The following is a 4,316-nucleotide window of genomic DNA, read 5'->3' on the forward strand; positions in this document are numbered from 1 at the left end:
CCCCGTTCACGGGGGGATTGAGGGGGGTTCATTCGACTTTTGCAAGAGGTCTATTTTTTAAGCTAGATCATATTCATAAATCCGTTCACCTTCATGCTTTTGGTGATTCAGTCTTGATTTTTTTCTAATTTTTGTTATATTTATTTACATATGTTTACAAAATAGTAAAGCAAATATGCATAAGTGTTGGCATCATGGACACTAATGATATTCTTGAGCGCTACGCTGCGGGTAACAGACATTTTTTGCAGGTGAGCTTGCAACGCGTTAACTTGAAAGAAATTTGCTTAGTTGGAATTAATTTGGGTCAGGGTAACTTGAGTAGAGCGAATCTATCAGGAGCTTGTTTGCGGGGAGCGAACTTAAATGAAGCAAATCTGATAGAAGCAACTTTATGGAGAACTGATTTAACAGAAGCCTTATTAATTTGGGCTGATTTAAGCAAAGCTTGTCTGATTCGGTCAAACCTCGTCAAAGCAGATTTACACAAGGCCGTGTTAGCTAGGGCAGACCTGCGCCTAGCTGATTTACGCTATGCTGACCTAAGTGATGTAAATCTCGAAGGTGCGGATCTGCGCTACGCTGATTTAACAGGCGCAAATTTGGCGGGTGCAAATTTGAGTAAGACAAATCTCACAGGTGCAAATCTGAGTAAGGCAGATCTGTATAAAGCGAATATGGCTAAAGCTATTTTGTCAAGAACAGATTTGCGTTATGCGGATATCAGTTGTACCGATATGGATGAGATTGATCTGTGTGATGTGAACTTGAGTGGTGCTTGTTTGTCTGAATCATTACTCTAATCTTACCGCCACACTACCTGCATGGGCTGGTAAACCTTCGGCTTCGGCGAGGCTAATTGCTGCTTTACCTATGGTTTGTAATGCTTGCTGATCGCATTGCAAAGAGGTAATCCGCTTCATAAAATCGTAGACACTTAAGCCAGAAGCAAAACGAGCTGAACGTGCTGTTGGTAACACGTGATTTGGGCCGCCGACATAATCACCAATTGCTTCTGGGGTGTGGCGTCCTAAAAACATGCTACCAGCACAGCGAATTTGCTTGGCAAGCTGTTGTGGTTCGTCTACGCACAATTCCACATGCTCTGGTGCTAATTGATTCAGTAGATAAATACTTTCTGCTAAATCATTGACAATAATCACCGCACCGTGATTTTCCCAGCTTTTAGCGGCTACTGCTTGAGTAGGTAAGGTTTTGAGAATTTGTTCAACTGCTGTTGTCACATTTTGGGCAAAAGTTTCCGAGTCGGTAATTAAAATTGATTGGGCGCTAGGATCATGTTCTGCTTGTGACAGCAAATCCCAAGCAATCCATTCTGGATTATTCTTACCATCGGCTACTACCAAAATTTCAGATGGGCCAGCTATGCTATCAATGCCAACTCTACCAAATACCTGACGCTTTGCTTCTGCCACATAGGCATTACCAGGCCCGACAATTTTATCAACAGGGGCGAGGCTTTGTGTACCATAGGCTAAAGCTGCTACTGCTTGCGCTCCACCAATAGTATAGATTTCTGTAATATCTGCTACTTGAGCGGCTGCTAACACTGCCGGATTAATTTCACCACCGGGCATCGGCACTGTCATCACAATCCGTTCTACCCCAGCTATTTTAGCAGGTAGGGCATTCATCAGTAGGGAACTTGGATAGCTTGCCCGTCCACCTGGTACGTATATTCCAACTGTTGTTAACGCTACCCAATTTAACCCTAGTTTCACGCCGATTTCATCAGTGTAGGCAATATTTTGCGGTAACTGTTTTTGATGAAAAGCAGTTATTCTTTGGGCTGCAACTTCTAGAGCAGATCTAACTTCCTGGGGACATTTTACTGCTTGTTCAGCAATAAAAGTATCACTCAGACGAAAAGACTCAGGGCTGTAGCGATCAAAACGTGTGGTATATTCTTTGACTGCGACCTCACCACGCGCTTTGACATCGGCGATGATTTCTTTAACTGTACCACTGACATCAACCGTTGCTTCCCTGCGTTCGTTGACAAATGCTTGGAATTTAGTAGAAAAATCTTTGTCGGTTGTTTTCAGTAGCTGCATGGTAAGTCTCTCGGCAGTAGTACGTGTTTTCGGGAGATAATAATTTAGTTTAAGGCGGAAGTTAAGTATTTTAACAAAGTAGAAACACAAAACCAAAAACTCTTCATTGAATTAGGCTATTTAATCGCTTTCACACTAGAGTTAAGACTAGTATTTGCCATTACTCTATTGAGTAAAAAAGGAGAATATGTTAAATGGCTCGAAACAATAAAAGACCATTGGGATTTGGATGTGAGCATCAACAATACTTAAGATGTTCTATTTGTTGTGTTGTACCACCCCACATGCTGGAGAATATCGTAGTAAATGGTAATGAGCAACAACGTAATTGGGCGTTTCATACCTTAAATATTTCGTCACAATTCCGAGGACGACGAAATGTAATAGGAGCAGTAAATTTTGCAGTTTCTCCTGGTGAAAAGCGCCGCACTATCTACGATGCTAAAGGTACTGAGCAACTCCCTGGTACATTGGTACGTGGTGAAGGCGCTCCTCCTTGCAACGATATTGCAGTTAACGAAGCTTACGATGGTGCTGGAGCTACGTACGATTTATATTATGAAGTATTTGAGCGTAATTCTATTGATGATAAAGGGCTGCGTTTAGACTCGACCGTGCATTACGGCGTTAAATATGATAACGCCTTTTGGAATGGCGACCAAATGGTTTATGGTGATGGAGATGGTGAAGTATTTCAACGTTTTACTAAGTGCATTGATGTTATTGGTCATGAACTAACTCATGGTGTTACCCAGTATGAAGCTGGGTTGCAATATTTTGGTGAATCTGGAGCATTAAATGAGTCATTTTCTGATGTATTTGGCTCGTTGGTGAAACAATGGGTAAAAAAACAGACTGCTCAAGAGGCTGACTGGATAATTGGAGAGGGTATCTTTACAGATAAGGTGAATGGGGTGGGTATTCGTTCTATGAAAGCGCCGGGAACTGCATACAATGACTCAATATTAGGAAAAGATCCCCAACCAGGACATATGAATAATAAATATACTGGTTTTGAAGATAATGGAGGAGTACATATCAACTCAGGTATTCCCAACCGTGCTTTTTATCTAGCAGCAACAGAAATTGGTGGTTATGCTTGGGAAAAAGCAGGAAAAATTTGGTATGTAGCTTTACGCGATCGCCTACGTGCTAGAACTAACTTTAAACGCGCTGCAAATATTATCATTCAAGTCGCTGGTGAATTATATGGTAATGAAAGTAAAGAACAGAATGCAGTGCAGAAAGCTTGGAAAGAAGTAGGAGTAATTTAAAATTATGAATTATGAATTCTAAAAAATTAAATTTCTAATTTAGAATCCATAATTTATATTTTGTCGTTATATTTTATTGTTAAACTGGGAGATAAAGCTTTATATTCCCAGTATTTTTTTATAGCAAAAGCTGGTACTACGGAGAGGAAAATGCGGTTATCACTTCAACGTACAGGTGGTTTTGCCGGAATAAGTAAGAAAGCTATTGTTGACACTGCTAATTTGTCTTCTGAAGAAGCTCAGCAACTATCTCACCTATTGGAAGCCGCAAATTTTTTTAATTTACCTACAATAATTAATGCTCCCAGTAACCAGGCTGACCGTTTTCAATACATTATAACTGTGGAAGAAAATAATCAACAATACACAGTAAAAGTAAGTGAGGCGGGACTACCAGGAAGTTTAAAACAAATTATTGAATGGATAAATGCTAGAGGAAATTAAAAATAATAACTATAGCAGTTCTCTGTTGTGTCCAATACGTACCCCACCCCTTAATCCCCTCCCCGCTTGCGGGGCTACGGTGTACACACAAGTCAAAATTTTTCATGTTGAAACTGTATTCCGCCTAGAACTAAAGTTCCAGGCTCATAGCGAAAGTCCACTCAAGTGGACTGGAACAAACTTTTTTTGAGTCCTCTTCAGAGGACTTGCGCTATGAGACTCGGAATTTATTCCGAGGCGGTACAGATGCGCTCAACCTAGATTTGTGTGTACACCGTAGGCTTGCGGGGAGGGGATTAAGGGGTGGGGTTCCGACTGTATTGCAATCGAGTCAGAAGTGCTAAGTAGGTAGGTGTAATTAAAGATAAAATAAAACCTCACCCTGCCTCCGGCTTCCCTCTCCTTAGTAAGGCTATCGTGTACACACAAGTCGAATTTCTTCTTAAATCCCATTGAATTCGGGTAGTCGTTTATTGAATTCGGGTAGTTGTTTATTGAATTCGGGTGGTCGTTTATTGAATTC

At 40.9% G+C, this 4,316-nt stretch carries 5 protein-coding genes; 3 read left to right on the plus strand and 2 right to left on the minus strand.

Annotated elements, in window-relative coordinates; genetic code table 11:
* Positions 1-194: 194 nt before the first annotated feature.
* A complete protein-coding gene (locus tag AC5JMK_RS13110; protein WP_495910285.1) occupies positions 195-803 on the plus strand; it encodes a pentapeptide repeat-containing protein in 609 nt (202 codons plus the stop codon).
* Here AC5JMK_RS13110 and hisD read toward each other — a convergent pair.
* Entirely contained in the window at positions 795-2,075 is a 1,281-nt protein-coding gene (gene hisD, locus AC5JMK_RS13115) for a histidinol dehydrogenase (protein WP_096677852.1), read from the minus strand. The genes AC5JMK_RS13110 and hisD overlap by 9 nt on opposite strands.
* Before the next feature lie 194 nt (positions 2,076-2,269).
* On the opposite strand from hisD, the gene AC5JMK_RS13120 reads away from it, so the two are divergent.
* Both AC5JMK_RS13120 and AC5JMK_RS13125 read left to right on the plus strand, forming a co-directional pair.
* The gene (locus tag AC5JMK_RS13120; RefSeq protein WP_096677851.1) at positions 2,270-3,349 is read left to right on the plus strand and encodes a M4 family metallopeptidase; all 1,080 of its coding nucleotides are present in this window, start codon (positions 2,270-2,272) and stop codon (positions 3,347-3,349) included.
* Positions 3,350-3,499: 150 nt separating this feature from the next.
* Positions 3,500-3,793, plus strand: a complete 294-nt coding sequence (locus AC5JMK_RS13125; protein WP_096677850.1) for a protealysin inhibitor emfourin — start codon at positions 3,500-3,502, stop codon at positions 3,791-3,793.
* 252 nt (positions 3,794-4,045) lie between these two features.
* On the opposite strand, the gene AC5JMK_RS13130 is transcribed toward AC5JMK_RS13125, so the two are convergent.
* Positions 4,046-4,316: hypothetical protein (locus AC5JMK_RS13130; RefSeq protein WP_495910286.1), on the minus strand; the 271-nt coding region annotated here is incomplete at its 5' end.

The organism is Pelatocladus sp. (assembly GCF_059505505.1).

Bases quoted from the DNA above. Each gene is read 5' to 3' on its own strand.
- AC5JMK_RS13110 (WP_495910285.1), top strand. From the start codon at position 195: ATGGACACTAATGATATTCTTGAGCGCTACGCTGCGGGTAACAGACAT.
- hisD (WP_096677852.1), bottom strand. From the start codon at position 2,075: ATGCAGCTACTGAAAACAACCGACAAAGATTTTTCTACTAAATTCCAA.
- AC5JMK_RS13120 (WP_096677851.1), top strand. From the start codon at position 2,270: ATGGCTCGAAACAATAAAAGACCATTGGGATTTGGATGTGAGCATCAA.
- AC5JMK_RS13125 (WP_096677850.1), top strand. From the start codon at position 3,500: ATGCGGTTATCACTTCAACGTACAGGTGGTTTTGCCGGAATAAGTAAG.